Annotated in this window: 24 protein-coding genes; all 24 read left to right on the top strand. The window is 61.2% G+C overall.

From position 1 onward, the window contains the following. The first annotated feature begins 17 nt into the window (after positions 1-17). The 24 genes from flgG (at position 18) to HX792_RS11260 (ending at position 26,032) form a co-directional block, all read left to right on the top strand. Complete coding sequence (flgG, locus tag HX792_RS11375; RefSeq protein ID WP_176996204.1) at positions 18-803, top strand: flagellar basal-body rod protein FlgG; 786 nt, start codon at positions 18-20, stop codon at positions 801-803. Positions 804-856: 53 nt separating this feature from the next. Next, positions 857-1,552, top strand: coding sequence for a flagellar basal body L-ring protein FlgH (gene flgH, locus HX792_RS11370; RefSeq protein ID WP_176996203.1), 696 nt, complete (start codon positions 857-859; stop codon positions 1,550-1,552). 27 nt (positions 1,553-1,579) lie between these two features. Next, entirely contained in the window at positions 1,580-2,668 is a 1,089-nt protein-coding gene (locus tag HX792_RS11365; protein ID WP_176996377.1) for a flagellar basal body P-ring protein FlgI, read from the top strand. A gap of 4 nt (positions 2,669-2,672) precedes the next feature. After that, complete coding sequence (gene flgJ, locus HX792_RS11360; RefSeq protein WP_176996202.1) at positions 2,673-3,941, top strand: flagellar assembly peptidoglycan hydrolase FlgJ; 1,269 nt, start codon at positions 2,673-2,675, stop codon at positions 3,939-3,941. A gap of 10 nt (positions 3,942-3,951) precedes the next feature. Then, positions 3,952-5,988, top strand: coding sequence for a flagellar hook-associated protein FlgK (gene flgK, locus HX792_RS11355; RefSeq protein WP_176996201.1), 2,037 nt, complete (start codon positions 3,952-3,954; stop codon positions 5,986-5,988). 14 nt (positions 5,989-6,002) lie between these two features. Then, a complete protein-coding gene (locus HX792_RS11350; RefSeq protein ID WP_176996200.1) occupies positions 6,003-7,586 on the top strand; it encodes a flagellar hook-associated protein 3 in 1,584 nt (527 codons plus the stop codon). A gap of 278 nt (positions 7,587-7,864) precedes the next feature. Continuing rightward, positions 7,865-8,794, top strand: a complete 930-nt coding sequence (locus HX792_RS11345) for a ketoacyl-ACP synthase III (RefSeq protein WP_176996199.1) — start codon at positions 7,865-7,867, stop codon at positions 8,792-8,794. Positions 8,795-9,061: 267 nt separating this feature from the next. Beyond that, positions 9,062-10,507 (top strand): flagellin, encoded by a 1,446-nt coding sequence (locus HX792_RS11340; protein ID WP_176996198.1) that lies wholly within the window; start codon positions 9,062-9,064, stop codon positions 10,505-10,507. A 75-nt stretch (positions 10,508-10,582) separates the two neighbouring features. Further along, on the top strand, positions 10,583-10,942 hold the full coding sequence (locus tag HX792_RS11335) for a flagellar protein FlaG (protein ID WP_176996197.1): 360 nt from the start codon (positions 10,583-10,585) through the stop codon (positions 10,940-10,942). 79 nt (positions 10,943-11,021) lie between these two features. Beyond that, positions 11,022-12,425 carry a flagellar filament capping protein FliD gene (gene fliD, locus HX792_RS11330; protein WP_176996196.1) on the top strand — a complete coding sequence of 468 codons (1,404 nt, stop codon included), beginning with the start codon at positions 11,022-11,024 and terminating at the stop codon, positions 12,423-12,425. 137 nt (positions 12,426-12,562) lie between these two features. Next, entirely contained in the window at positions 12,563-12,952 is a 390-nt protein-coding gene (fliS, locus tag HX792_RS11325; RefSeq protein WP_176996195.1) for a flagellar export chaperone FliS, read from the top strand. 24 nt (positions 12,953-12,976) lie between these two features. Beyond that, positions 12,977-13,273 (top strand): flagellar protein FliT, encoded by a 297-nt coding sequence (locus HX792_RS11320; protein ID WP_176996194.1) that lies wholly within the window; start codon positions 12,977-12,979, stop codon positions 13,271-13,273. Positions 13,274-13,442: 169 nt separating this feature from the next. Continuing rightward, positions 13,443-14,918: a sigma-54 dependent transcriptional regulator gene (locus tag HX792_RS11315; protein ID WP_135310053.1), complete on the top strand. Its 1,476-nt coding sequence runs from the start codon at positions 13,443-13,445 to the stop codon at positions 14,916-14,918. A 110-nt stretch (positions 14,919-15,028) separates the two neighbouring features. Beyond that, the gene (locus HX792_RS11310) at positions 15,029-16,240 is read left to right on the top strand and encodes a PAS domain-containing sensor histidine kinase (RefSeq protein ID WP_218172648.1); all 1,212 of its coding nucleotides are present in this window, start codon (positions 15,029-15,031) and stop codon (positions 16,238-16,240) included. 6 nt (positions 16,241-16,246) lie between these two features. After that, entirely contained in the window at positions 16,247-17,623 is a 1,377-nt protein-coding gene (locus HX792_RS11305; protein ID WP_176996193.1) for a sigma-54 dependent transcriptional regulator, read from the top strand. A gap of 131 nt (positions 17,624-17,754) precedes the next feature. After that, complete coding sequence (gene fliE / locus HX792_RS11300; RefSeq protein ID WP_016972029.1) at positions 17,755-18,084, top strand: flagellar hook-basal body complex protein FliE; 330 nt, start codon at positions 17,755-17,757, stop codon at positions 18,082-18,084. 16 nt (positions 18,085-18,100) lie between these two features. Next, positions 18,101-19,876: a flagellar basal-body MS-ring/collar protein FliF gene (gene fliF / locus HX792_RS11295; RefSeq protein WP_176996192.1), complete on the top strand. Its 1,776-nt coding sequence runs from the start codon at positions 18,101-18,103 to the stop codon at positions 19,874-19,876. Further along, a complete protein-coding gene (fliG, locus tag HX792_RS11290) occupies positions 19,869-20,888 on the top strand; it encodes a flagellar motor switch protein FliG (protein ID WP_016972027.1) in 1,020 nt (339 codons plus the stop codon). The genes fliF and fliG overlap by 8 nt, the downstream gene beginning before the upstream one ends. Before the next feature lie 10 nt (positions 20,889-20,898). Further along, complete coding sequence (gene fliH, locus HX792_RS11285) at positions 20,899-21,663, top strand: flagellar assembly protein FliH (RefSeq protein WP_176996191.1); 765 nt, start codon at positions 20,899-20,901, stop codon at positions 21,661-21,663. Beyond that, a complete protein-coding gene (gene fliI, locus HX792_RS11280; RefSeq protein ID WP_176996190.1) occupies positions 21,653-23,011 on the top strand; it encodes a flagellar protein export ATPase FliI in 1,359 nt (452 codons plus the stop codon). The genes fliH and fliI overlap by 11 nt, the downstream gene beginning before the upstream one ends. A 3-nt stretch (positions 23,012-23,014) precedes the next feature. After that, entirely contained in the window at positions 23,015-23,464 is a 450-nt protein-coding gene (fliJ, locus tag HX792_RS11275; RefSeq protein WP_176996189.1) for a flagellar export protein FliJ, read from the top strand. 172 nt (positions 23,465-23,636) lie between these two features. Beyond that, positions 23,637-23,942 (top strand): STAS domain-containing protein, encoded by a 306-nt coding sequence (locus HX792_RS11270; RefSeq protein WP_176996188.1) that lies wholly within the window; start codon positions 23,637-23,639, stop codon positions 23,940-23,942. Next, a complete protein-coding gene (locus tag HX792_RS11265) occupies positions 23,939-25,657 on the top strand; it encodes a fused response regulator/phosphatase (RefSeq protein WP_176996187.1) in 1,719 nt (572 codons plus the stop codon). The genes HX792_RS11270 and HX792_RS11265 overlap by 4 nt, the downstream gene beginning before the upstream one ends. A gap of 30 nt (positions 25,658-25,687) precedes the next feature. Further along, positions 25,688-26,032 (top strand): Hpt domain-containing protein, encoded by a 345-nt coding sequence (locus tag HX792_RS11260; protein ID WP_176996186.1) that lies wholly within the window; start codon positions 25,688-25,690, stop codon positions 26,030-26,032. Positions 26,033-26,094 lie beyond the last annotated feature (62 nt).

Raw genomic sequence — 26,094 nt, 5'->3', positions numbered from 1 at the left:
GCACGAAGGAGAACAGCATGCTTCCGGCTCTATGGGTTGCCAAAACCGGTTTGTCCGCCCAGGACACCAACCTGACCACCATTTCCAACAACTTGGCCAACGTGTCCACCACGGGTTTCAAACGTGACCGTGCCGAGTTCCAGGACTTGCTCTATCAGATCAAGAAGCAGCCGGGCGCCCAATCGACCCAGGACAGCGAACTGCCGTCGGGCCTGCAATTGGGTACCGGCGTGCAGATCGTCGGCACCCAGAAGAACTTCAGCGCCGGTAACCTGCAACAGACCGGCCAGCCGCTGGACATGGCCATCAACGGCAAGGGCTTCTTCCAGATCCTGCAGCCGGACGGCACCACCACTTACACCCGTGACGGTACCTTCCACCTGGACGCCAACGGCCAAGTCGTGACCGCCAACGGGTTCGCCCTGGAACCGGCCATTGTCGTGCCGAACAACGCCCAGACCTTTACCGTCGGCAACGACGGCACCGTGTCCATCACCGTTGCCGGCAACCCGGCTTCGCAAGTGATCGGCAACCTGCAGACCGCCGACTTCATCAACCCGGCCGGCCTGCAAGCCATCGGTAACAACCTGTTCCTCGAAACCGCTTCCAGCGGCGCGCCGCAAATCGGCACCCCGGGCCTGAACGGTTTCGGCACCACGCTGCAAAGCACCCTGGAAACCTCCAACGTGAGCACGGTTGAGGAGATGGTCAACATGATCACCACCCAGCGCGCCTACGAGATGAACTCCAAGGTGATCTCCACCGCCGACCAGATGCTTTCGTTCGTAACGCAGAATCTGTAATCAAGTCTATGGGGCGCCTTTTCTGGCGCCTGCAACACCGTGAGGTAAGGGTCATGAATCGCTATGTTTCTGTTCTGGCATTGAGTGGGATCGCCGTGCTCGCGGGCTGTGTCGCCCCGACGCCGAAACCCAATGACCCGTACTACGCGCCGGTGTTGCCACGCACACCGTTGCCGGCGGCGGCCAACAATGGCTCGATCTACCAGGCCGGTTTCGAACAGAACCTGTACAGCGACCGCAAGGCGTTCAGGGTCGGTGACATCATCACCATCACCCTGAACGAGAAGACCCAGGCCAGCAAGAACGCCAACTCGCAGATCGACAAGACCAGCAAGACCGGCATCGGCCTGACCTCGCTGTTTGGCGCCGTGCCCAACACCAACAACCCGTTGGGCAGCGGTGATCTGAGCCTGAGCGCCGGCTACAGCGGCGACCGTGCCACCAACGGCAAGAGCGCGGCGGCGCAGGGCAACACCTTGACCGGTTCGATCACCGTGACCGTGGCCGACGTGCTGCCCAACGGCATCATCGCGGTGCGTGGTGAAAAGTGGATGACCCTCAACACCGGCGACGAGTTGGTGCGCATCGCCGGCATGGTCCGCGCCGATGACATCGCCACCGACAACACCGTGCCGTCCACGCGGATTGCCGATGCGCGCATTACCTACTCGGGTACGGGTTCGTTTGCTGATGCGAGTCAGCCGGGCTGGTTCGACCGTTTCTTCCTTAGCCCGCTGTTCCCTTTCTAGGTGATCATCTTGAACCTCAAACAGCTGATGGCAGCGGCATTGCTGTTGTCCCTGAGCGCAGTCGCCCAGGCCGAGCGCCTGAAAGACATCGCCAGCATCTCGGGCGTGCGCTCCAACCAGTTGATCGGCTACGGCCTGGTGGTGGGGCTCAACGGTACGGGTGACCAGACCACCCAGACCCCGTTCACCTTGCAGACCTTCAACAACATGCTGTCGCAGTTCGGCATCAAGGTGCCGCCGGGATCGGGCAACGTGCAGTTGAAAAACGTCGCTGCCGTGTCGATCAGTGCTGATTTGCCGGCATTCTCCAAGCCGGGTCAGGTGGTGGACATTACCGTGTCGTCCATCGGTAACTCCAAGAGCCTGCGTGGCGGCACCTTGCTGATGACGCCGCTCAAGGGTATCGACGGCAACGTCTACGCCATCGCCCAGGGCAACCTGGTGGTGGGCGGCTTTGACGCCGAGGGCCGTGACGGCTCGAAGATCACCGTCAACGTGCCGTCGGCCGGTCGTATTCCGGGCGGCGCCACCGTTGAACGCACCGTGCCGAGCGGTTTCAACCAGGGCAACAGCCTGACCCTGAACCTCAACCGTTCGGACTTCACCACCGCCAAGCGTGTGGTCGACAAGATCAACGACATGCTCGGCCCTGGCGTGGCGCAAGCCATCGACGGCGGTTCGATCCGCGTAACAGCACCGCTGGACCCAAGCCAGCGTGTCGACTACCTGTCGATCCTGGAAAACCTTGAGGTCGACCCGGGCCAAGCGGTGGCCAAGGTCATCATCAATTCGCGCACCGGCACCATCGTGATCGGCCAGAACGTCAAGGTGTCGCCGGCCGCGGTGACCCACGGCAGCCTGACGGTGACCATCACCGAAGACCCGATCGTCAGCCAGCCTGGCCCGTTGTCCAATGGCCAGACTGCCGTGGTACCGCGCTCACGGGTCAATGCCCAGCAAGAAGCCAAGCCGATGTTCAAGTTCGGCCCCGGCACCACCCTGGATGAGATTGTCCGTGCGGTGAACCAGGTGGGCGCAGCGCCCGGCGACTTGATGGCGATCCTTGAAGCCTTGAAACAGGCCGGCGCCCTGCAAGCCGACCTGATCGTGATCTAAGGCCATGGCTATGGATATGCGCAAAAGCGGGCTGACCAGCACGGCGGACTCGGGGTCTTACTCCGACCTGAACCGGCTGAACCAGCTCAAGGTCGGTGCCGACAAGAACAGCGACGCGAACATGCGCAAGGTGGCGCAGGAGTTCGAATCGTTGTTCTTGAGCGAGATGCTCAAGTCAGCGCGCTCGGCCACCGAAGCGCTGGGCAAGGACAACCCGCTGAACACCCCGGCGGCCAAGCAGTACCAGGAAATGTACGACCAGCAACTGGCGGTCTCCATGTCACGCGAGGGCGGCGGTATCGGCCTGGCTGACGTGTTGATGCGCCAGATGCAGAAGAACAAACCGGTGGACCCTCAGGCCGCCACTTTGCAAGGCCCCGCAACGGCGGAGCCGGCGAAGAAAGTCGACGTGCCGACCGCGATTGCCGCAGGCACCAAAGCTGATGGCCCGTTGGGTCGCTCCAATGGCCAGCGCCCGCTGTGGGCGTACCGCGTGGCGGTGCCCGAGGGGGGCGTGTCCCATATCAACGATGTGGCGCTGATGAACCAGCGGCGTATCTCCTTGCCGAGCAAGCTGACCGATCGGCTGTTGGCCGGCATCGTGCCGAACACCGACGCCACCACGGTCAACAACGCCGTGCCGCTGCGTAACAGCGCGGCGGCCGACAACGTGATCAACAGTGCCGCGCGCGGGTTTGCCGTCGCGCCAAAAGGCCAGATGCAGGTCTACGGCCGCGCCATTGCCCAGCCACCGCTGGCGCCAGCGAAGAAGGCGTTCAGCTCGCAGGATGAATTCGTCGCCACCATGTTGCCGATGGCCAAGGCCGCGGCGGCGCGCATCGGCGTCGATCCGAAGTACCTGGTGGCCCAGGCGGCCCTGGAAACCGGTTGGGGCAAATCGGTGATGCGTGCCGAAGATGGCAGCAGCAGCCACAACCTGTTCGGCATCAAGGCCGGGCAGAGCTGGCAGGGCGGCCAGGCCCGCGCGATCACCAGCGAGTTTCGCGATGGGGCGATGGTCAAGGAGACGGCGCAGTTCCGTTCCTACAACTCCTATCAGGACAGCTTCCACGACTTGGTGACGTTGCTGCAAAGCAATGATCGCTATAAAGAAGTTGTGAAATCGGCCGACAACCCGGAACAGTTTGTACGCGAGTTGCAAAAAGCCGGTTATGCAACCGACCCGGACTACGCCAGCAAGATTTCGCAGATCGCAAAAACGATGAACAGCTACCAGAACTACGCTGCCGCGGGCGCATCCACTCATTTATAAGGTCTGAATCATGAGTTTGCTCAATATCGGGATGTCGGGGCTCAACGCCGCTCAAGGATCGCTGTCGGTCCTGAGTAACAACATTGCCAACGTCAACACCCCGGGATACTCGCGCCAGCAGACCACCCAGAACACCAGTGCGTCGAACCAGTACGGCGGTGTCTACATCGGCAGCGGTACGACCCTGGCGGATGTGCGCCGCATTTATAACGATTTCCTCGGTGCTGCCTACCAGAGCAGTACCGCGCTCAACAGCGACGCCACCGCCTATGCGGGCCAGGCTGCTGCGGTCGACAAGACCCTGTCGGACAAGTCCACCGGCATGTCCCCGGCCCTCAGTGCGTTTTTCTCAGCGCTGCAAACGTCCGCCGCCAACCCTTCGGACATTTCCGCCCGGCAATTGCTGCTGACCAGCGCGCAGACCTTGAGCAACCGTTTCAACTCGATTTCCACGCAGCTGACCCAGCAGAAAGAAACGATCAACAGCCAGCTCAAGACCATGAGCGATCAGGTCAATTCGCTGACGTCGTCGATTGCCTCGCTGAACAACCAGATCGCCCAGGCGAGCGGTACCTCCAACAGTGCGCCGAACAACCTGCTGGATGCGCGCAACGAAGCGGTGCGCTCGCTCAATGAATTGATCGGCGTGACGGCCACCGAGAAAAACGGCCAACTGAGCATCACCACCGGTACCGGCCAGTCGCTGGTTGAGGGTGGTATTTCCAACCCGATTTCGGCGGTGCCGAGCAAGACCGACAACAGCCAGTACACCATTCAGCTGAACATGGGCGACACCGCGATGGACATCGGTTCGGTGGTCACCGGTGGCAGCATTGGCGGCCTGTTGCGTTATCGCAGCGACGTGCTGATGCCGGCGATCAACGACTTGGGCCGCATCGCCATTGCCACCGCTGACACCGTCAACCGCCAGCTGGGCCAGGGCCTGGACCTGAACAGTGACTTCGGCAGTTCGTTGTTCGGTGATATCAACAGTGCGGCAGCGATCTCCCAGCGCAGCCAGGCGGCCGCGGGTAACAGCGCAGGCTCCGGCAACCTGAACGTGACGATTGCCGACAGCAGCAAGCTGTCGACCTTCGACTACAAGGTCACTTTCACCAGTGGCAACCAATACAACGTCGTGCGTTCCGACGGCAAGGCCATGGGGTCGTTCGACACCACGACCACGCCGCCACCCGTGATCGACGGTTTCACATTGGCGCTCGATGGCAAAGGCCCAATGGCGGCTGGTGACAGCTTCAAGGTCAGCCCGACGGCCACCGGGGCCAGCAATATCAGTGTTGAGCTCAAGGACCCGAACAAAATCGCGTACGCCGGGGCACTGGCCGGCAACGCCAGCAAGACCAACACCGGCACGGGCACGTTCACGCCGCCGACCTTGACGCTGCCGATCGATATCAACGGCGGCGCCGATACCGCGCAGTTGCGCACCGGGATCGAAAACTCGATGCCGGTAAAAATGGTCTATGGCGCCGTGGCCGCCGATGGTACGCAGTCGTACAAAATCAGCGACGCTCAGGGCAACCCGATCGGCACCGGCAGCATCATCCCGGGGCAGGCCAACAAGATCACCATCAACGTGCCGATGCGTGATGCGTCCGGCGCGCTGATCCCGGGCAAGAGCTTCAGTTTCGATACCTCGGTGGGCGGTTCGCCAGCCAAGGACGACAGCACCACCTTCTCGTTCAACAGCGGCGCCACCTCCGATGGCCGTAACGCCCAGGAACTGCTGGGGCTGCAGACCAAGGCGACCGTGGGTGCGGTGGATGGCAATGCGGGCATGAGCCTAGTCAGCGCCAACAGCCGACTGGTGTCGCAGGTGGGCTCCAAGGCGGCCCAGGCCAACACTGACAGCACGGCCACCGGCGCGTTGCTGGCGGCGAACAAGGCGGCCAGCAACTCCGTGTCCCAGGTCAACCTGGATGAGGAGGCGGGCGACATGATCAAGTTCCAGCAGTACTACACCGCGTCGTCGCAGATCATCAAGGCCGCGCAAGAAACCTTCAGCACACTGATCAACGCCCTTTAAAGGAGTCTGGAACGATGCGTATCTCTACAGAGCAATATTTCAGCACCAGCTCCAGCGATTATCAGAAGAACTATTCTGGCGTGGTCGCGGCCCAGAACCAGGCGACGACCGGCGTGCGTGTACAGACCGCCGCGGACGATCCTGTGGCGGCCGCTCAGTTGCTGTTGCTGCAACAGCAAAAAGACATGCTGGGCCAGTACACCGGCAACATCACCAGCCTGCAAAACTCGCTGACCAACGAAGAGAGCGTGCTGCAAAGCATCAATACCGCCATGCAAACGGCCCAGGGCCTGGCGTTGCAAGCTGGTAACATGCAGCTCAGCAATGATGACCGCAAGGCAATTGCAGCCCAGGTCGGCGCGATTGAGGATCAGGTGTTGGGCTTGCTCAACTCCAAGGATTCCAACGGCAACTACATGTTCTCGGGCACCAAGACCGATACGCCGCCGTACACCCGCAACAATGACGGCACCTACAGCTATCAGGGCGACGAGACGCCGCTGAGCCTGCAAGTGGGCAGCAACCTGTCGATCACCGCAGGCGACACCGGCAAGACGTTGCTGGAGAGTTCCACCAACGCTGGGCGCACCCAGGCGACGGTGATTCCGCCCACGGTCAATGACGGCAAGGTCTCGATCTCGGCGGGCCTGGTCACCTCCGGCACGGCGTACACCAAGAATTTTGCCGATGGCCAGCCTTACAAGCTGACGTTCGCCAGCAGCACCCAATACAGCGTCACCGACAAAGACGGCAACGACGTGACCTCCGAGATCACCGGCAACGGTACGTTCGATGCCACCAAGGAGGGCGCTTCCAGCGTCAACCTGCGCGGGGTCAAGTTCGATATCACCCTGAACCTGGGGTCGAATGTCTCGACGGGCGCGCCTTCCGATGCCTTGGTGGCGGGCAGGGAATTCACGCTGGAAAGCAAGCCGGACAGCTTCAGCGTCTCGCGCACGGCCAGCAATGCGTCGACGGCGCAGTTGACCGGTGGCAGCGTGACGGACCAGGCGGCGTACTCCAGCACCTTCCCGAACTCGGGTGCGGTCATCAAGTTCACCAGCGGCACCGATTACCAGGTGTTCGCCCAGCCTTACAGCGCCAACAGCAAGGCGATTGCCAGCGGCACCATCGCGGCGGGCGCGACGTCGATCACCACGGCCGGCGTCACCTTCGGCATCAGCGGCACGCCGGGGGCGGGCGACCAATTCTCGGTCGGCGCCACCAGCAACAAGAACATGAATGCCCTGGATACCCTGGGCAATTTGCGCAAGGCCCTGCTGACACCGGCCGATGGCGACCAGGTTGCCAAGAACAACCTCAAGGACGTGTTGAACACCTCCGTCGCCAACCTGGGTAATGCCACGGCGCAGATCGATCAGGTGCGCGGCTCGATCGGGGCGCGGCAGAACGCCCTGGATGTGCAGAGCCAGGAGAACACCAGCCTGGGCCTGGCCAACACCTCCACCATGTCGTCACTGGCGAACGTGGACATGGGGCAGGCGGCTATCGACCTGACCTTGCAGCAAACCATGCTGCAAGCCTCGCAGCTGGCCTTCGTGAAAATCTCCCAGTTGAGCCTGTTCAGCCGCATGTAAAGGGCGCACAACCAAGCGGCCCACCCTGGCAACAGGGTGGGCCGTTGTCGTTTCTGGCGCCAGGAATGTTGCAGGGTTTTGCATAAAGCGCACAAAATTGAGTGACCTGTGAGTCATAAAGCGCATCTTCACTGTATCGTGTGAAAAGGATAAGTCGTCACAGGGTCCTTGCGGGGCGGCTTTCAGCGAGATTTTTACGGGGTTATCCCCTTTTATTGTCAGCATCCCCGGCGTAGCCCGAGGGGTGTTCTCCAGCTATTTAGTATTGGGAAGCCACAATGATTGGCATAAAAAGCATCGCCAGTTACGTGCCGGCAGACGGGGTCGACAACTACGCCCAGGGTGCCAAATTCGCCAAGGATGAAGAATTCATCATCGGCAAGATCGGTTCGGCGTTCCTGCCGCGCAAGGATGCTGCGCAGGAAACCTCCGATCTGTGCGTCGAGGCGGTCAACGCCTTGTTTGCCAACAACCCCGAGTTGAAGCGCGAGTCCATCGACGCCGTGATCGTCGTGACCCAGAACGGTGATGAAGAAGGCTTGCCGCATACCGCCGCCATCGTTCAGGACAAACTGGGCCTGCCGACCCACGTGGCCGCGTTCGACATCTCCCTGGGCTGCTCCGGCTACGTCTACGGGATCTACGCGATGAAGGGCTTCATGGAAGCCACCGGCCTGAAAAACGGCCTGCTGATCACCGCAGACCCGTACTCCAAGATCGTCGACCCGGAAGACCGCAACACCACCATGCTCTTTGGCGATGCCGCCACCGCCACCTGGATGGGCGAAGACGCGCCGTGGTTGCTTGGCAAGTCGAAGTTCGGCACCGACGGTTCCGGCGCGCCGCACTTGAAGGTCAGCGATGGTGTGTTTTTCATGAACGGCCGCCAGGTGTTCAACTTTGCCTTGCTCAAGGTGCCGGCACATTTGCACGAGCTGCTCAATGAGTCGGACCTCAAGGCTGACCAGATCGACGCGTTCTGCATCCACCAGGGCAGTGCGGCGATTGTCGACGCCGTGGCCCGGCGTTTCGAAGAGGCGCCGGTGGAGAAGTTCATCAAGGACATGGTCGAGACCGGCAACACCGTGTCGTCGAGCATTCCGCTGCTGTTGGAAAAGCACATGATGGACGCCGACTGGAAGCGTGTGGCTATCAGCGGATTTGGCGTGGGCCTGTCGTGGGGTTCGGCGATTCTCTATCGCCCGTGATGCCCAAAGAGTGACGCACACAAAAACGCCCATGATTGAAAAATCATGGGCGTTTTTTATTTGGCGCCAAAAAACCCAGCAATTGCGGGGTTTTGGGCTATCGTAAATGCTTGAATTACAAGGGGTGGCACGGTGCTAGTAAAAATATTCAAAAAAGTCCTCAAGCAACGTGCATTCACGACGATAACTATTACGAAGGTTCTCTAGGCCACACCCGGCGGTTGCCAGGGCCGGAAGCCGCAGTACACCACCCACGAGGATTTCGTCATGGCATTAACAGTAAACACTAACCTTGCTTCGTTGACCGTTCAGAACAACCTGAACAAGGCCTCCGGCGCACTGCAAACTTCCATGCAGCGTCTGTCTTCCGGCCTGCGTATCAACAGCGCCAAAGACGATGCGGCCGGCCTGCAAATCTCCAACCGTCTGACCAGCCAGATCAACGGCCTGGGCGTTGCGATCAAAAACGCCAACGACGGTAGCTCGATTGCTCAGACCGCTGAAGGCGCAATGCAGCAGTCCACCAACATCCTGCAAAGCATGCGTACCCTGGCTCTGCAATCGGCTAACGGCTCGCCAAGCGCTGAAGACCGTAAGTCGAACCAAGCTCAATACGCAGCACTGACTGCTGAATTGACTCGTATCGCTACCACCACCACCTTCGGTGGCAAGAACCTGCTGGACGGTTCTTTCGGTACTACTTCCTTCCAGGTCGGCGCCAACGCCAACCAGACTATCGACATGAGCATCGGTAACGTTGCAGCCAACAACATTGGTTCGCAGCAACTGAAGAGCCAAGGCCTTACTCCAAGCGCAACGGGCGTTGCTGGCGGCGCGATCGCTGTTACCGGCGGTGGCCAATCGAAGAGCGTGACCATCGCTGCTGGCGCTTCGGCCAAGCAGATCGCTGCTCAGATGAACGGCGCTGTAGGCGGCCTGGCTGCTACTGCCAGCACCACTGCTCAGTTCACCGTTGACTCGGCTGCCATCGCTGCTGCAACCCCAGCAAGCGCTAACTTCACCCTGCAAGTAGGCAGCGGTACCGCAGTGCAGTTCACCGGCGTGACCAGCACTTCCGACCTGGCTGACCAACTGAAGTCCAACGCTGCCAAACTGGGCATCAGCGTTAACTACGATTCGACCACTCAAGCGCTGTCGGTCAAGTCCGACACCGGTGAGAACCTGACCTTCAACGCTGGCGACGCCGGTGCTATCGCAGGCGTCAAGGTTGCTACTCTGGACGGTACTGGTACCGCGGGTACTGCTGTTGCTCTGGCTGCTACTGCCATCATCGCTACCGGTGCAGTTTCCCTGAACTCCTCCAGCAGCTACTCCCTGAGCGGCGCCGGTGTGACTGGCCTGTTCGCAGCGACTGGTACTGCTGCCAACTCCACCAAAACCACCGTTAACAACACTGATATCACCACTGCTGCCAACGCACAGAACTCGATCGACGTGATCACTCAAGCGATCTCCGACATCGACTCCCAACGTGCTGGTCTGGGTGCTGTTCAAAACCGTTTCGACAACACCGTTGCCAACCTGCAGAGCATTGCAGACAACTCCAGCGCCGCTCGCGGTCAGATCCAGGACGTTGACTACGCTGCTGAAACTGCTCAGCTGACCAAGCAACAAACCCTGCAACAGGCTTCCACTGCGATCCTGTCCCAGGCCAACCAACTGCCGTCCGCTGTACTGAAGCTGCTTCAGTAATAGCCATCGGTAGATGAATGACGGAAGGGCGCGTTTACGTGCCCTTTTGTCTTTTGCGTGATGAGGAGATTGGACATGGACATGAGTGTGAAGTTGAACCTGTCTTATCCTGCAGTGGCGCCGCAGAGCGCACCTGCTCCCGTGAGCAATGACCCGCAGAAGGCCAAGGTCGATCCTGTGCCTGTGGCGGCTCAACCCCAGCAAGACTCGAAACCATCCGACCTGGAACAGGCGGTCACGGATATTCGCAAATTCGTCCAGGCTGCCCAGCGCAACCTGGATTTTTCGATTGATGACTCCACCCATCAGGTGGTGGTCAAGGTGATTGCGACCGAAAGCGGCGAGGTGATCCGTCAGATCCCTTCGGAAACCGCCTTGAAACTCGCACAAAGCCTTCATGATGCCAGCAGCTTGTTATTTGACGCCAAAGTCTGAGCTGGCATGAATTTTGTTGCTGTAGCTGTCTGAGACGTAGTCCGTCAAGAAAGCGCCAGCCCCGATCAGGAGAAGAATCATGGGTGATATATCCGTCAGCGGCCCGGTAACGGGCATCGATACCCAGTCTATCGTTACCGCCTTGGTGAACGCTGAGCAGGCGCCCAAGCAGTCGCAGATCAACAAGCAGACGCAGACGCAGACCGCCCAGCTATCCTCGATCGGCAAGATTCAAGCGGCACTCGATGCGTTCCGCGGCGCCATGGACAACATGGCCAAGGACGCCAGCATCGGCGGCCTGACTGCGACGACTTCGGATAACAACGTGTCCACGGTCACCCTGGGCGCCGGCGCTTCGGCCGGTAGCTATCAGTTGATCGTGACTCAGTTGGCGACAGCGTCGAAGATCTCCACGCAGAACTATGCCGCTGGGGCCAAAAGTGTGGTCAACAGCGGTACCACCGCGACGACCCTGGAAATTTCCCAGTCGGGTCAGAGCTATGGTGTCAGTGTTCCGCCGGGCGCCACGCTGCAACAAGTGCGTGATTCCATCAACGCGCAATACAGCAGCGTCGGCCTGAGTGCCAACATCCTGACTGACTCCAATGGTTCGCGCCTGGTCGTGACGTCATCCAATACCGGTGCTGGTACGGACATTACCCTGGGCGGCAACAGCGGCCTTCAAGCCAATACGTCCGTGGTTGGCGGAGCGCCGGTCAATGCCAAATACACCATTGACGGTGCGGCGCAGGAATCCAAGAGCAATACCTTGAGCGATGCGATCTCTGGTGTGAGCATCAAGTTGACGGCGATTTCGCCTCTGCCGTCGGGTGTCACTGACCAAGATGCTCCTCGTGTGGCCTCGACCATCACCGTCACCCGCAGCAACGACACCCTCAAGAGCTCGGTAAAAGGTTTCGTCGACACGTACAACGCCTTGATGACGGCGATTGGTACCGAGACCAAAGTCACCACAAATGCGGACGGCAGCACGACGCCCTCTGCACTGACCGGCGATGCCACCATGCGCTCGTTGCAGCAGGCGCTGCGCAGTGAGCTGAACGCATTGGGTGGGTCGGGCACGTTGAAGTCGCTGGCTCAATTTGGTGTGAACACCGACTCGACCACCGGCAAGCTGAGCATCGACGACAAAATATTTGGTGCCGCCATTCTCACCAACCCCACCGACATCGGCGGGATCTTCAACGGTGACACGGGCCTGTTGGCGCGCATGAAGTCGGCGACCGACAGCTACGCGTTGAGCAACACCGGCGTGCTGGCTTCGCGCTCGACGACGTTGACCAACAACCTCAAGGATCTGCAAACCCAGCAGAACGACTTGACCGCGCGTATGGCTGCCCTGAAAACCAGCCTGACCGCCAAGTACACCACGATGAACAACCTGGTGGCCCAGCTCACCAGCCAGCGCTCCAGTGTCATGAGCACCCTGAACGCGCTGAACAAGAGCAATTCGGACAGTTGATCCGCCATGAAGCCGCCCGGTGATTCTGCGCCGGGCGCGGCCTTCAGCAGATCGTCGGGTTAAAGTTTTTTGTGAGCCCGTCGACATATTAGTCAGAGCCCATCCAATTTTGCTGTTGCCTGTCACGAGGTAGAAACATGAATCCCATGCGAGCCCTTCGCCAATACCAGAAGGTCAATTCCCACGCTCAGGTCTCCGAGGCGAGCCCGCACCGTCTGGTCCAGATGTTGATGGAAGGTGCGCTGGATCGCATGGCACAGGCCAAGGGTGCCATGGCTCGTGGTGATATCGCGCAAAAGGGCCTGCTGCTGGGCAAGGCGATCGACATCCTGATCGGCCTGCGCGACGGCCTGAACCCGGAAAAGACCGATGATCCGGCAGCGTTGCAGCAGTTGGATAACCTGTATGCCTACATGACCACGCGTCTGCTGGAAGCCAACAGCAAAAGCGATGTTGCCATGATTGACGAAGTTGCCGGCCTGATGATTACGCTCAAGGAAGGTTGGGACGGTATTGCACCACTGTAGGCCTGTCGGCCTGAGGATCATGTTATGAGCCACGCCCTGCAACGGATTGACGAGACCCGCGAAGCGTTGGTCGACGCCTTGGCCCAACGTAACTGGGACGCGATCGGCGAGCTGGATATGGGCTGTCGTGCGGTGATCGACGAAGCACTGGCCAATGCGCCGGTGGACGAGGATGCGCTACGGGAAAAACTGGAAAGCCTGCTGGCGGTTTATCAGCAGTTGCTTGAAGTGACGACCGGCGAGCGCCAGGCGATTTTCGAAGAGATGTCGCAGATCAATCGAGCGGAAAGTGCGTCAAAGGTTTACCATCTGTTCGGCTGAACTGGCTCAGTTAATCCGAATGCGCGTCATAAATTTGACTGCGCGCGATTTTTTGACTTAACTAGTGCTGTTTTCAGATTTCAGACGGTTGTAACGCAGAAAATGCCTACGACCTTCTAGATTGCCCCTACTCGAGGGCATTTGAGTTAACTAGGGAAGTTGCTATTGCATGTGGCGTGAAACCAAAATTCTGCTGATTGATGACGATAGCGTCCGCCGCCGCGATTTAGCGGTGATTTTAAATTTTCTCGGTGAAGAAAATTTGCCCTGCGGTAGCCATGATTGGCAGCAGGCGGTCAGCTCATTGTCGTCGAGCCGTGAAATCATTTGTGTGCTGATCGGGACGGTAAACGCTCCTGGCGCAGTTCTGGGCCTGTTAAAGACACTGTCGACCTGGGATGAGTTCCTTCCGGTGTTGCTAATGGGCGATATTTCTTCCATCGACCTGCCGGAAGACCAGCGCCGCCGCGTGCTTTCCACCCTGGAAATGCCGCCCAGCTACAGCAAATTGCTCGACTCCCTGCACCGTGCCCAGGTCTATCGCGAGATGTACGACCAGGCTCGCGAGCGTGGACGTCACCGCGAACCCAACCTGTTCCGCAGCCTCGTCGGCACCAGCCGTGCGATTCAGCACGTGCGCCAGATGATGCAGCAAGTGGCCGACACCGATGCCAGCGTGCTGATCCTCGGCGAGTCCGGTACCGGCAAGGAAGTGGTCGCGCGCAACCTGCACTACCACTCCAAGCGTCGCGACGGGCCTTTTGTGCCGGTCAACTGCGGGGCGATCCCGGCAGAGCTGCTCGAAAGCGAACTGTTCGGCCACGAGAAGGGCGCCTTCACCGGGGCGATCACCAGCCGTGCCGGGCGTTTCGAGCTGGCCAACGGCGGCACGCTGTTCCTTGATGAAATCGGCGACATGCCGCTGCCGATGCAAGTCAAGCTGCTGCGCGTGCTGCAAGAGCGTACCTTCGAACGCGTGGGCAGCAACAAGACCCAGAGCGTCGACGTGCGCATCATCGCGGCCACCCACAAGAACCTCGAAAGCATGATTGAGGTGGGCAGCTTCCGCGAAGACCTGTACTACCGCCTCAACGTGTTCCCAATCGAGATGGCCCCGCTGCGTGAGCGCGTCGAAGACATCCCGCTGCTGATGAACGAACTGATCTCGCGCATGGAACACGAAAAGCGCGGCTCGATCCGTTTCAACTCCGCCGCCATCATGTCCCTGTGCCGTCATGGCTGGCCGGGCAACGTCCGCGAGCTGGCCAACCTGGTGGAGCGCATGGCAATCATGCACCCCTACGGTGTGATCGGCGTGGTCGAGCTGCCGAAGAAATTCCGCTACGTCGACGACGAAGACGAGCAACTGGTCGACAGCCTGCGCAGCGACATGGAAGAACGCGTGGCCATCAACGGCCATACGCCGGACTTCGGCTCCACCGCCATGCTGCCGCCCGAAGGCCTGGACCTGAAGGACTACCTCGGCAACCTGGAACAAGGTCTGATTCAACAGGCCCTGGACGACGCCAACGGCATCGTCGCCCGTGCAGCCGAGCGCCTGCGCATCCGTCGCACCACTCTGGTGGAGAAGATGCGCAAGTACGGCATGAGCCGCAAAGAAGGTGATGAACAGGCGGATGATTGACGCCTGTTTTCCAAGCCGCTGATTCGTCAGCGGTTTTTTTTCGGCACAAGTATTGCTACAGCCCTCGCAACGTTCCGTTTAACTGACGGTCAGCCAAGCGAGAGAGCATGATGCCCCACGCCGCCCAGCAATCTTCCAGCCCTGCTATTTCGGGGCTCGTTCCGTCCGTAGAGCAGCAAAGCCGCCAAGGCCTGGAACAGGCCTTTTCGCTGTTCAACCAGATGTCGAGCCAATTGACTGACTCCTACAGCCTGCTGGAAGCCCGGGTTTCCGAGCTCAAAGGCGAGCTGGCGGTGGTCAGTGCCCAGCGCATGGAAGAGCTGGCCGAGAAAGAGCGCCTGGCTAACCGTCTGCAGAACCTGTTGTCGTTGTTGCCCGGTGGCGTGATTGTCATCGACGACCAGGGCCGCGTGCGCGAAGCCAACCCGGCCGCCTGCGACATGCTCGGCCTGCCGCTGGAAGGCGAGCTGTGGCGCCACGTGATCGCACGTTGCTTCGCCCCGCGTGAAGACGACGGCCATGAAATCTCCCTCAAGGACGGGCGCCGCCTGTCCATCGCCACCCGTTCCCTGGACGCCGAGCCCGGCCAACTGGTGTTGCTCAACGACCTGACTGAAACCCGTCACCTCCAGGACCAGCTGGCGCGCCATGAGCGTTTGTCGTCGCTGGGCCGGATGGTCGCTTCTTTGGCGCATCAGATCCGCACGCCGCTGTCGGCCGCGTTGATCTACGCCAGTCATTTGACTGATGAGCAACTGCCAGCCGCCACCCACCAGCGTTTTGCCGGTCGCCTCAAGGAGCGCCTGCATGAACTGGAGCATCAGGTGCGCGACATGCTGGTGTTCGCCCGGGGCGAATTGCCGCTGACCGATCGCGTCACCCCGGCCGAATTGATGCAGTCGTTGCAGGCCGCCGCCGCCACCCACATCCAGGACGTCAGCGTGCGCTGGCAGTGCGACAGCCACCTCGGCGAACTGCTGTGCAATCGCGATACGTTGGTCGGCGCCTTGCTCAACCTTATCGAAAACGCCACCCAGGCCAGCGGCCCGGGCGCGCGCCTCAAGGTGCATCTGTACAGCCGCGAGCAAACCCTGCGCCTGTGCATCAGCGACAGCGGCAGCGGCATCGAGCCGGTGGTACTGCAGCGCCTGGGCGAACCCTTTTTCACCACCAAGACCAACGGTACCGGCCTCGGCCTGACCGTGGTCAAGGCAGTGGCGCGTGCCCATCAGGGAGAATTGCAGCTGCATTCCCGGTTGGGGCGTGGCACCTGTGCATTGATGACCTTGCCGCTGTTTTCCGGCGCGGCAAGCGCGGAGTAAAGGAATATGGCTATCAAGGTTTTGTTGGTGGAAGACGATCGCGCCCTGCGTGAAGCATTGGCTGACACGCTGCTGTTGGCGGGCCATGACTACCGGGCGGTCGGTTCTGCCGAAGAAGCCTTGGAGGCTGTCGAGCACGAGGCGTTCAGCCTGGTGGTCAGCGACGTGAACATGCCGGGTATGGACGGTCACCAGTTGCTCGGCCTGCTGCGGGCGCGCCAGCCTCAACTGCCGGTGTTGCTGATGACCGCCCACGGTGCGGTCGAGCGGGCGGTAGATGCCATGCGCCAAGGCGCTGCCGATTACCTGGTCAAGCCGTTCGAACCCAAGGCCTTGATCGAACTGGTGGCCCGCCATGCCCTTGGCGTGGTGCCGGCCGTCGAGGGCGAAGGCCCGATCGCCTTCGAGCCGGCCAGTGCGCAACTGTTGGAACTGGCCGCTCGCGTTGCGCGCAGTGATTCCACGGTGCTGATCTCCGGCGAGTCCGGCACCGGCAAGGAAGTGCTGGCCCGTTATATCCACCAGCAATCCAGCCGCGCCAAGCAGCCGTTCATCGCGATCAACTGCGCGGCCATCCCCGACAACATGCTCGAAGCCACGCTGTTCGGTCACGAGAAGGGTTCGTTCACCGGCGCCATCGCGGCCCAGGCCGGCAAGTTCGAACAGGCCGACGGCGGCACCATCCTGCTCGACGAAATTTCTGAAATGCCTCTGGGCCTGCAAGCCAAGCTGTTGCGTGTGCTCCAGGAGCGTGAAGTGGAGCGCGTGGGGGCGCGCAAGCCGATCCAGTTGGATATCCGCGTGGTCGCCACCACCAACCGCGATCTGGCGGGCGAAGTGGCGGCGGGGCGCTTCCGCGAAGATTTGTTCTACCGCCTCTCGGTATTCCCCCTGGCCTGGCGCCCGTTGCGCGAGCGGCCGGCCGACATCATTCCGCTGGCCGAGCGTCTGCTGAACAACCACGTCAAAAAAATGAAGCACGCTCAGGCGCGGCTGTCGGCCGAGGCCCAGGCGTGCCTGATCAGCTACCCGTGGCCGGGCAACGTGCGGGAACTGGACAATGCGATCCAGCGCGCACTGATTCTGCAGCAGGGCGGGCTGATCCAGCCCCAGGACTTCTGCCTGGCCATGGGCAGCGGCGCTGCACCGTTGCCGAGCCTCGCGCCTGCGCCGGTCGTCGCCGAAGCCGAGTCTGCCGGTGCCTTGGGCGATGACCTGCGTCGCCGCGAATTCCAGATGATCATCGACACCCTGCGCGCCGAACGCGGGCGCCGCAAAGAAGCCGCCGAACGCCTGGGCATCAGCCCGCGCACCTTGCGCTACAAGCTGGCGCAGATGCGCGATGCGGGGATGGATGTGGAAGCCTACCTTTTCGCCACCTGACAAATACTTAAGCCGACAGGGTTTGTCGGCTTTTCTTACGAGTCGCCACGGATCTGGCACCCTTGTTGCTACCACCCCTAGTAACCGCTGCGTAGTGTCAAAAAATTGCGGGTCGTCGGAGAGAGAAGGTCATGAGCCAGGGTATTGAGTTCAATCGGTTGATGTTGGATATGCGCTCCATGCAAATGGATGCCATGGCTCAACCGAAATCCGTCGCGCCAGCGCCGGAATTGGGCCAAAGCAGTTTTGCCGACATGCTCGGTCAGGCAATCAATAAAGTCAGTGACACTCAGCAAGCGTCCAATCAGTTGGCCACCGCCTTCGAGATCGGTAAAAGCGGCGTGGACCTCACCGACGTGATGGTCGCTTCGCAAAAGGCCAGCGTCTCCTTCCAGGCGTTGACGCAAGTGCGTAACAAGCTGGTTCAGGCTTATCAAGACATCATGCAGATGCCGGTTTAAGGACGAGATTTAAGTCATGGCAGAAGCAGTCGTGGACAACGCACCCGCCAAGGCAGACGGCAAGCCGCCGCTGTTTGGCCTGTCGTTCCTGGAAAACCTCTCCGAAATGACCATGTTGCGTCAGGTGGGCCTGATGGTCGGCCTGGCTGCGAGCGTGGCGATTGGTTTTGCCGTGGTGTTGTGGTCGCAGCAACCCGATTACCGGCCGCTGTACGGCAGCCTAGCGGGCATGGATTCCAAGCAGATCATGGAAACCCTCGCCGCCGCCGACATCGCCTATACCGTAGAACCCAATTCTGGCGCGTTGCTGGTCAAGGCCGACGACGTGGCCCGTGCGCGCATGAAGCTGGCCGCTGCCGGCGTGACGCCGTCCGATGCCAACATCGGCTTTGAAATCCTCGACAAGGACCAGGGCCTGGGCACCAGCCAGTTCATGGAAGCCACCCGCTACCGTCGTGGCCTGGAAGGCGAACTGGCGCGCACCATCTCCAGCCTCAACAACGTCAAGGGTGCCCGCGTGCACCTGGCCATTCCGAAAAGCTCGGTGTTCGTGCGTGACGAACGCAAGCCAAGCGCCTCGGTGTTGGTCGAGCTGTTTGCCGGCCGCTCCCTGGAGCCTGGCCAGGTATTGGCGATCATCAATCTGGTCGCCACCAGCGTGCCCGAGTTGAGCAAGTCGCAAATTACCGTGGTGGACCAGAAGGGCAACCTGCTCTCCGACCAGGCCGAGAACTCCGCACTGACCCAGGCCGGCAAACAGTTCGACTACAGCCGCCGCATGGAAAGCATGCTGACCCAGCGCGTGCATAACATCCTGCAACCGGTGTTGGGCAACGACCGCTACAAAGCCGAAGTCTCCGCCGACGTGGACTTCAGCGCCGTAGAGTCGACCTCCGAACAGTTCAACCCCGACCAGCCAGCCCTGCGCAGCGAGCAGTCGACCAACGAACAACGCACCGCCAGCAATGGCCCGCAAGGTGTGCCGGGTGCCCTGAGCAACCAGCCGCCGTCGCCGGCTTCAGCGCCACAGACCACCGGTGGCGCTACCGCTTCGGCCGGTGCAGTACAGCCTGGCCAGCCACTGTTGGACGCCAACGGCCAGCAGATCATGGACCCGGCCACCGGCCAGCCAATGCTCGCGCCGTACCCGTCGGACAAGCGTAACCAGTCGACCAAGAACTTCGAGCTCGACCGTTCCATCAGCCACACCAAGCAACAACAGGGCAAGATCAATCGCCTGTCGGTGTCGGTGGTGGTGGATGACCAGGTCAAGGTCAACCCGGCTGACGGCGCGGTTACCCGTGCGCCGTGGAGCGCCGATGAATTGGCGCGCTTCACCCGCCTGGTGCAGGACGCCGTCGGTTTCGACGCCAGCCGTGGCGACAGCGTCAGCGTGATCAACATGCCATTCTCCGCCGAGCGTGGCGAAGTGATCGCCGACCCGGCGTTCTACACCCAGCCGTGGTTCTGGGACATCGTCAAGCAAGTGCTGGGTGTGTTGTTCATCCTGGTGCTGGTGTTCGGTGTGCTGCGCCCGGTGCTCAACAACATCACCGGCAACGGCAAGAAACAGCTTGCCCTGGCAGGTGGCGATGTCGAGTTGGGTGGCATGGGCGGCCTGGACGGCGAACTGGCCAACGACCGCGTCAGCCTCGGCGGCCCGCAAAGCATCCTGTTGCCAAGCCCGAGCGAAGGCTATGACGCTCAGCTGAACGCAATCAAGAGTCTGGTGGCAGAAGACCCGGGCCGTGTGGCCCAGGTCGTGAAAGAGTGGATCAACGCAGATGAGTGATAATCGAGCCGCTGTTGCCAAGCTCACCAAGGTCGACAAAGCCGCTGTATTGCTGCTGTCCCTGGGTGAAACCGACGCCGCCCAAGTGCTGCGCCACATGGGCCCCAAAGAGGTTCAACGGGTGGGCGTGGCCATGGCGCAAATGCGCAATGTGCACCGCGAGCAAGTCGAGCAGGTGATGAGTGAGTTCGTCGAGATCGTCGGCGACCAGACCAGCCTGGGCGTCGGCTCCGACAGCTACATCCGCAAGATGCTCACTTCGGCCCTGGGCGAAGACAAGGCCAACGGCCTGATCGACCGCATCCTGCTGGGTGGCAACACCAGCGGCCTGGACAGCCTCAAGTGGATGGAACCGCGTGCCGTGGCCGACGTGATCCGCTACGAGCACCCGCAGATCCAGGCGATCGTGGTGGCGTACCTCGACCCGGACCAGGCCGGCGAAGTGCTCGGCCATTTCGACCACAAGGTGCGCCTGGACATCATCCTGCGCGTCTCGTCGTTGAACACCGTGCAACCGGCGGCGCTGAAAGAATTGAACACCATTCTGGAGAAGCAGTTCTCCGGCAACTCGAACGCGTCGCGCACCACCCTGGGCGGTATCAAGCGTGCGGCCGACATCATGAACTTCCTCGACAGCTCGGTCGAAGGCCAGTTGATGGACTCGATCCGCGAGATCGACGACACCCTGTCCACCCAGATCGAAGACCTCATGTTCGTGTTCAACAACCTTTCCGACGTCGACGACCGTGGCATCCAGGCGCTGCTGCGCGAAGTGTCCTCGGACGTGCTGGTGCTGGCCCTCAAGGGGTCGGACGAAAACGTCAAAGAGAAGATCTTCAAGAACATGTCCAAGCGTGCCTCGGAACTGTTGCGCGACGACCTGGAAGCCAAAGGCCCGGTACGCGTCAGCGACGTGGAAACCGCGCAGAAAGAAATCCTCACCATTGCCCGCCGTATGGCCGAAGCCGGAGAAATCGTTCTCGGCGGGAAGGGCGGCGAAGAAATGATCTAAGGCGCCCCTGATGTCGAACAAAGATGAGGCGCCCAGCGATCTGATTCGCGCGCGGGATGTCGGCGGGTTCGACATCTGGTCGTTGCCCAGCTTCGATCCCCATGTGCCGGAACCCGAGCCGGAACCCGAGCCCGAGCTGCCGGCGGAGTCCGAGGAAGTGCCGCTGGACGAAGTCCAGCCACTGACCCTCGAAGAGGTGGAGGCCATCCGTCAGGAGGCCTACAACGAAGGCTTCGCTGCCGGTGAAAAGGACGGTTTTCGCAGCACCACCCTCAAGGTCCGCCAGGAGGCCGAAGCCGCGCTGAGCGTCAAGCTGGCCAGCCTGGAGCGCTTGATGGGCACGCTGTTCGACCCGATTGCCGAGCAGGATTCGCAGATCGAAAAAGCCATGGTCGGCCTGGTGGAGCATATCGCCCGCCAAGTCATCCAGCGCGAACTGGTGCTGGATTCCAGCCATATCGAAAGCGTGATGCGCGAAGCCCTCAAGCTGCTGCCCCTGGGCGTCGGCAATGTGCGCTTGTACATCAACCCCCAGGATTTCGAACAGGTCAAAGCCCTGCGCGAGCGCCATGAAGAAACCTGGCGCATCGTCGAAGACGCCTCGCTGCAGCCCGGTGGTTGCCGCGTCGAGACCGAACACAGCCGCATCGATGCCACGGTGGAAACCCGCATCAGCCAGATCATGGCCAAGCTGTTCGATCAACTTCACGAACAGGCCCTGCACCCGGCCGAGCCTGACCTGAGCGTTGAGCTGGACGCCCCCGATGCGCCTTGATCGCACCAGTTTCGCCAAGCGCCTGAGCGGTTACGCCGAGGCCACCGAGCTGCCCGGCCAACCGATCCTCGAAGGGCGCCTGTTGCGCATGGTCGGCCTGACCCTCGAAGCCGAAGGCCTGCGAGCCGCCATGGGCAGCCGCTGCATGGTGATCAACGACGACAGCTATCACCCGGTGCAGGTCGAGGCCGAGGTGATGGGCTTTTCCGGCAGCAAGATTTTCCTGATGCCCGTGGGCAGCCTGGCGGGCATTGCCCCCGGTGCGCGCGTGGTGCCGTTGGCCGACACCGGCCGTTTGCCGATGGGTATGAGCATGCTCGGCCGCGTGCTCGACGGCGCTGGCCGTGCGCTGGACGGCAAGGGCGGCATGAAGGCCGAAGACTGGGTGCCGATGGACGGCCCCACCATCAACCCGCTCAACCGCAACCCCATCAGCGTGCCGCTGGACGTGGGCATTCGCAGCATCAACGGATTGTTGACGGTCGGCCGTGGCCAGCGTTTGGGCCTGTTCGCCGGTACCGGCGTGGGTAAATCGGTGTTGCTGGGCATGATGACCCGCTTTACCGAGGCCGACATCATCGTGGTGGGGCTGATCGGCGAGCGGGGCCGTGAGGTGAAGGAATTCATCGAGCACAGCCTGGGTGAGGAAGGCCTCAAGCGCTCGGTGGTGGTGGCCTCGCCAGCGGATGATGCGCCGCTGATGCGTCTGCGCGCTGCCATGTATTGCACGCGCATCGCCGAATATTTTCGCGACAAGGGCAAGAACGTCCTGTTGCTGATGGATTCGCTCACCCGTTTCGCCCAGGCCCAGCGGGAAATCGCCCTGGCCATCGGCGAGCCGCCCGCCACCAAGGGCTATCCACCGTCGGTGTTCGCCAAGCTGCCCAAGCTGGTGGAACGTGCCGGTAATGCCGAGGCTGGCGGCGGCTCGATCACCGCGTTCTACACCGTATTGTCTGAGGGCGACGACCAGCAAGACCCGATTGCCGACTCGGCGCGGGGCGTGCTCGACGGCCACATCGTGCTGTCGCGGCGCCTGGCTGAAGAAGGGCACTACCCGGCCATCGATATCGAAGCCTCCATCAGCCGGGTGATGCCGGCTGTGGTCACGCCGGAGCATATGACCCGTGCCCAGCACTTCAAGCAATTGTGGTCGCGTTACCAGCAGAGCCGCGATTTGATCAGCGTCGGCGCCTACGTGGCCGGTGGTGACCGCGAGACTGACCTGGCGATTGCCCTGCAACCGCAGTTGGTGACCTATCTGCGCCAGGGCCTCAACGACAAGATCAGCATGGGCGAGAGCGAAGCGCACCTGGGTACGATCTTCGCCCCGGCGCCAGGCGGCTAAGCCATGGCCAGTACCCGTTCGTCGCGTCTGGCCCCAGTGGTGGACATGGCCGAAAAGGCCGAGAAAACCGCTGTGCAACGCCTGGGGTATTTCCAGGGTCAGGTCCGCCTGGCCGAAAGCAAGCTGGGCGATCTGGAACGTTTTCGCGGCGAGTACCAGCAGCAGTGGATCGAGCGCGGCAGCAAAGGCGTGTCCGGCCAGTGGTTGATGGGCTACCAGGGCTTTCTCAATCAGCTGGAAACCGCAGTCGGCCAGCAGCGCCAGAGCCTGGCCTGGCACCAGAACAACCTCGATAAAGCCCGTGAAAGCTGGCAAGCCGCGTTTGCCCGCGTCGAAGGGCTGCGCAAATTAGTGCAGCGCTACATCGACGAAGCCCGCGCCATCGAAGACAAGCGCGAGCAAAAGCTGCTCGACGAACTCTCCCAGCGCCTCCCGCGCCAATCCCAGTTCTGACCATCACCTGTGGGAGCTGGCTTGCCGGCGATAACGGTTTATCAGGCGCTGATGAGCCGGCCGATAGACCGCCATCGCCGGCAAGCCGGCTCCTACAGTTGATTTGTTGTGTTGCTCAGATGCGGTTCGCCTGCTAAACCTTGTGTCATTGCCAATGACAAGGAGCAGTCGCATGTCAGTCGAATCAGAAGTATCCCTGGACGGGAAGAAGTTGACGATCGCGATCAAGGGGCGGTTCGATTTCGGCAGCCACCAGACGTTTCGCGATTCCTACGAGCGCTTCTACAAAGTGCCGGAGTTGTACGTCGTCGATTTGAAAGAAACCACCTACATGGACAGCTCGGCGCTGGGCATGCTCCTGCTGCTGCGTGACCACGCGGGTGGGGATGATTCGGAAGTGCGGGTGGTCAACAGCAATTCCGATGTGCGCAAGATCCTCGCCATTTCCAACTTCGACAAACTGTTCGACATCAGTTGAGCGCCCTGGCCCCCGTCCCGGAACCGCTCACGATCCTGATCGCCGAAGACAGCGCGGCGGACCTGCTGTTGCTGTCGACGATTGTGCGGCGCCAGGGCCACCAGGTGCTCACGGCCACCAATGGCCTTGAGGCGATAGAGGTGTTTACCCGCGAGCGTCCGCAACTGGTGTTGATGGATGCGTTGATGCCGGTGATGGACGGCTTCGAGGCGGCCCGCCGGATCAAGCAGTTGGCAGGCGAAGAGCTGGTGCCGCTGATTTTTCTGACCTCCTTGCGCGAAAGCGAAGCCCTGGCCCGCTGCCTCGATGCGGGCGGCGATGACTTCTTGCCCAAGCCCTACAACCAACTGATCCTGGCGGCGAAGATCAACGCCATGGACCGCCTGCGGCGCTTGCAGGCCACGGTGTTGCAGCAGCGTGACCTGATCGCCAAGCACCATGACTATCTCCTGCACGAGCAGCGCGTGGCCAAGGCAGTGTTCGACAAGGTCGCGCACTCGGGCTGCATCAACGCGGCGCCGAATATCCGTTACCTGCAATCGCCCTATGCGCTGTTCAACGGCGACCTGTTGCTGGCGGCCTATACGCCGTCCGGTGACATGCACGTATTGCTCGGCGACTTCACCGGCCACGGCTTGCCGGCAGCCGTCGGCGCCATGCCCTTGGCCGAAGTGTTCTACGGCATGACCGCCAAGGGCTACGGCCTGGCGCAGACCCTGCGTGAGATGAACGCCAAGCTCAAGCGCATCCTGCCGGTGGACATGTTCTGCTGCGCCACGCTGTTATGCCTGAGTGTGCAGCGCCGTGTGGTGGAGGTATGGAACGGCGGCATGCCCGAAGGCTATGTGCATGAGGTCGCCACCGGCAAGCGCACGCCGCTGGAGTCGCGGCATTTGCCGTTGGGGGTGTTGTCGGCGCAAGCGTTTGATGACAGCACCGAGGTGTGGCCCATGGCGTTGGGCGACCGGGTGTTTTTGCTGTCTGACGGCGTGCTGGATACTGCCGACGCCAATGATCAGTTGTTTGGTGTCGAGCGCTTGCAGCAAGTGTTTGCCGCCAATCGTGAGCCCGACCGGCTGTTCGAAGACATCGAGCAGGCATTGGCCGCGTTTCGCGGTGAAGTGCGCGATGACGTCAGTCTGGTCGAGATCACCTTGCAGCCCGGCCAGTCGTTGCGCACGGCGCAACCGTTGTATGCCGACAGCGGTCAGTCGTGCCCGCTGGACTGGTCGGTGAGTTTCGAATTCCGCGGGCAGACCCTCAAAAGCTACAACCCGCTGCCGTACCTGCTGCAACTGTTGCTGGAGATCCATGGCCTGCGCGAGCAGAGCGGGGCGCTCTACAGCGTCATGGCCGAGTTGTATTCCAATGCGCTGGAGCACGGCGTGCTGGGCCTGGACTCCCGGCTCAAGCGCGATGCCCAGGGGTTTGCCCACTATTATCGCCAGCGCAATGAACGGCTGGCGCAACTGGACAGCGGTTATGTGCGGGTGCATGTGCAGGTCGTGCCGACCGCCACGGGCGGCAGGATGTCGCTGCGCATCGAAGACAGCGGCCCCGGGTTCGATGTGGAACAGGTACTGGCCCGGCCGCTGGATGTTGACCGTTTGTCAGGCCGGGGCTTGAGCCTGGTGCGTCAACTGAGCAGCGATGTACGCTGGTCCGATGGTGGGCGCAGTGTCTGCGTGGAGTTTTGCTGGGGGGCTCTGGCATAATCCGCCGATTCTTGATCAAGGAGCGAGCAAGTGGCTGAGATTCATCTGGACCCGGACGTGCTTTCGGGTTTGCAGGAAGTCATGGAAGGCGAGTACCCCAAGTTGCTCGATACCTTTCTTGATGATTCGCAAAAACGTATCGAGGCGCTGCGCAAGGCGCGGGATGATGCCAAGGCGTTGGGGCGGATTGCCCATAGCTTCAAGGGCAGCAGTGGCAACCTGGGGGCGGTGCGGTTGGCGCAGTTGTGTCAGCGGTTGGAGGCTGAGTCGGCGGGGGCTGCGGCGGACCTGGGGGATTTGGTGGATCAGATTGATCATGAGTTTGCTTTGGTGCGGCCGCTTTATGAGTCGGAGCGGGGGCGGTTTGGGGTTTGACTCTGTGTACATATCCGTTGCTGCGGTAACGGCTGCTTAGGGTTCCGCTCTTACAGCGGGTC

The sequence above is a fragment of the Pseudomonas sp. B6002 genome, assembly GCF_013385985.1.
Lineage (GTDB): Bacteria > Pseudomonadota > Gammaproteobacteria > Pseudomonadales > Pseudomonadaceae > Aquipseudomonas.
This window is presented reverse-complemented; position numbering and strand designations above follow the sequence as displayed.